Origin of the sequence: Parvibaculum sp. (genome assembly GCF_035511255.1) — a bacterium.
In the GTDB taxonomy this organism is placed as follows: Bacteria; Pseudomonadota; Alphaproteobacteria; order Parvibaculales; family Parvibaculaceae; genus Parvibaculum.
This window is the reverse complement of the sequence record NZ_DATKFR010000416.1, coordinates 1-3093: the sequence shown is the minus strand read 5'-3', so window position 1 is coordinate 3093 and position 3093 is coordinate 1. Positions and strand designations below refer to the sequence as shown.

At 66.7% G+C, this 3093-nt stretch carries 3 protein-coding genes; all 3 read left to right on the top strand.

Going from position 1 to position 3093, the window contains the following annotated elements:
• Window positions 1-466 (top strand): zinc-binding dehydrogenase (locus VMR03_RS15790; RefSeq protein WP_325406901.1); only part of this gene is annotated, 466 nt, incomplete at its 5' end.
• 84 nt (window positions 467-550) lie between these two features.
• Window positions 551-1870: an aspartate aminotransferase family protein gene (locus VMR03_RS15785; protein WP_325406899.1), complete on the top strand. Its 1320-nt coding sequence runs from the start codon at window positions 551-553 to the stop codon at window positions 1868-1870.
• Window positions 1871-1949: 79 nt separating this feature from the next.
• Window positions 1950-3093 (top strand): hypothetical protein (locus tag VMR03_RS15780; RefSeq protein WP_325406898.1); only part of this gene is annotated, 1144 nt, incomplete at its 3' end.

Genomic DNA, 3093 nt, shown 5'->3' with positions numbered 1-3093 from the left:
CGCCACCGTGATCGCCACGACGTCCAGCGCGCGGAAGGCCGAGCAGCTCAGGGCATTGGGTGCGGCCGAAATCGTGAACTACGCCGAAGACTCGCAATGGGGCAAGAGCGTGCGCGCACTCACCGGCGGCCGGGGCGTCGACCGGGTCGTCGAGGTCGGCGGGCCGGGCACCATCGGCCAGTCGCTCCGCGCCGTGGCGCTGGGCGGCGAAATCGCCTCGATCGGCTTTCTGAGCATCGAAAATCCCGGCATCGACTTCTTCCAGCTCAAGACAAGTGGCGCGAGCTTCCGCAATATTGCGGTGGGCGACCGTGCCGGACTTCTGGATCTCAACCGCGCCGTCGCGGCGACCGGTCTGAGGCCGGTCATCGACCGCGTCTTCACCTTCGATCAGGCAAAGGAAGCCTTTGGCCATCTCGAAAGTGGCGCGCATCTCGGGAAAGTCGTGATCCGCTGCCCGGCCTGAGACGCGATCGGGCAGGAGGCCGCATGGAAGCGCGGAAAGGCCTGAGGCATAATGCGCCGCCTTTTGCACCATGCAGGAATCCCCATGCCCGATTCTCTCTGGCCCTTCGTGCCCGCCCGCGTCTCCATCGACCTGAGCCACGCCGAAGGACGCACGCTCTATTTGCGCAACGGAGGGACGATCCTCGATGCGTCGGGCGGCGCCATCGTCTCGAATATCGGCCACGGCCGGAAGGAGGTCGCCGACGCCTGCGCATCCGCGATGGTGTCGATGTCCTACGCCGTGCCGCCCTTCGTCACGCCGGAACGCACACGCCTCGTCGAGCGCCTGCGCCGCGCCTGGCTGCCGCCGCATCTGACGCGCATCTGGCTCGCCAGCGGCGGCTCGGAAGCCGGCGACGCAGCGATCAAGCTCGCCATTCAGCATTTCCAGGCGAAGGGCGACACGAAGCGCGTCAAGATCATCGGGCGTGAGATTTCCTACCACGGCACCACCGCGCTGACGCTCGCGGTCGGCGGGCATGTCGCGCGCAAGGCGGGCTTTGAAAGCGTCATGCCGCATATCGCGCATGTGCCGACGCCCTATGCGTTGCGTTCGCCGCTCGGCCGCAATCATCCGGATTTCGATATTCACGCGGCGCAGGCACTCGAAGAGACGATCCTGCGCGAAGGACCGGACACGATCGCGGCCTTTGTCGGCGAACCGCTCAACGGTTCCTCGGGCGGCGCCATCGAGCCCGGCCCGCGCTACTGGCCGATGGTTGAGGAAATCTGCAAACGCCACGGCATCCTCATCGTCTCCGATGAGGTGATGGTGGGCTTCGGCCGCACCGGCAAGCCTTTCGCCGCCGAACATTACGGGTTGAAGCCCGACATCATGTTCGCCGGCAAGGGCCTCGCCGGCGGTTACGCGCCCATCGTCGGCGTCTTCGCGACCGACGAAGTCGTCGCGCCGCTCGCCGCGAAGGGCGAAGCGCTGATGTTCTATACTTATGGCGCGCATCCGGGCGCCTGCGCCGCTGCCGACAAGGTGCTCGAGATCATGGAGCGCGAAGACCTCGTCGCCCGCTCCGCCGAAAAGGGCGACGCGCTCGGCGCGCGGTTGCAGGTGGCGCTCGGTCAACATCCGAACGTCGCCGAAATTCGCGGCCGCGGTCTCTTCCGCGCCATCGAGATCGTCAAGGATCGCGACACGCTCGAACGCTTCCCGATTGAAACGGGCATGACCGGACGCGTCGTCGCGGCTGGCCTGAAGGAAGGCGTCTTCTTTTATGGTGGTGGCACGGGCGCGGTGCGCGACATCATTTGCATGGGTCCGGCCTTCACGGTGGAAGACGCGGAGCTCGACCGCATCGCGGACACCTTGAAGATTGCCGTCGACAAGGCTGTCGCAAGCGTAAGGTGAGATACCCCGCTGATATAGTATGGTGCGTCCTGTCGCCCTCTCGCAGGGTCGGCATGAAAATGGGCACTGGGGAAAAACGATGAAACCCGACCTCTCGCTGACGCGCCGCAACATGCTCGGCCTCGCCTCCGGCGTGACCTTCGTCGTCGGGGCCGGCGTGATCTGGCGCGCGAAGGAACGCGGCGTCTTCGGTTCGCCGCCGGGCGAAGCCTTCGCGCCGTGGCGCCTCTGGAACGATCCCGCCGCGAAAGGCACACCGCTCGCGCTCGCCGCCGCCGGCATCGTCGCCTCCTCGCCGCACAACACGCAACCCTGGATGCTGCATGTCGCCGACGACCGCATCGAAATTTCCGCCGACACACGGCGCAATCTCGGCGCCTTCGATCCCTACCTGCGCGAAATGCATATCGGCCTCGGCTGCGCGATAGAGCAGATGATGCTGGCGGCAGGTCCGAATGGCTACGCTGCAACGGTCGAACCGGAACAGGGTTCGCTCCTTGCCCTGACGGACCGGACGGGCATGGCGAAAGTCGCGACGCTGCGCCTGACGGAGCTCTCGGCACCCGCCGAAGCCGACGCACTCTACACCGCGATCCCGAAACGCCACACCAATCGCTTTCCCTATGACCGCGCGGCGGGCCTCCCCGCCTCGGCGAAGGACATTCTCGCCGACGTCGCCGAAGAAGAGGGCGTGAAGCTCTTCCTTTTCGACAACGGCGACGCCCGCGACCGCTTCGATGCCGCCGTCGTCGCGGCGACGGAAGAAATCGTCGCGGATCGTGAAATGATCGAGGCGAGCCAGCGCTGGTTCCGCGAAAGTCCACGCGACATTCTCGACCGTCGCGACGGTCTCACCTACGATGCCGCCGGCCTCTCGCCGCTGATGACGGCGGCGGCCAAGATCTTCCCCGTCTCGGCGGAAACCTCGCATCGGGCGTGGTTGGCGCAGACGCGCGACAGCCAGTTGCCGACCGCGCCGCTCACCGGCTTCCTTGCCGTCCGCGACCGCTACGATCGCCCGCAGTCCCTCGCCGCCGGCCGCGCCTGGGCGCGCATGCAGCTCGCGGCAGCGACGCTCGGCTTCGCGATGCAGCCGATCAACCAGCCCGTGGAAACGGCCGACCGCGAAAAGCAGCTCGGCAAGGAATCGAAATCCGAAGTCCGCCTCGCCGCCGTCACCGGCGAACCCGACTGGCAACCGACCTTCGCCTTCCGCGCCGGAA

What these genes read in the sequence shown, in the direction of transcription:
- VMR03_RS15785 (WP_325406899.1), top strand. Translation starts at nt 551, where the DNA reads ATGCCCGATTCTCTCTGGCCCTTCGTGCCCGCCCGCGTCTCCATCGAC.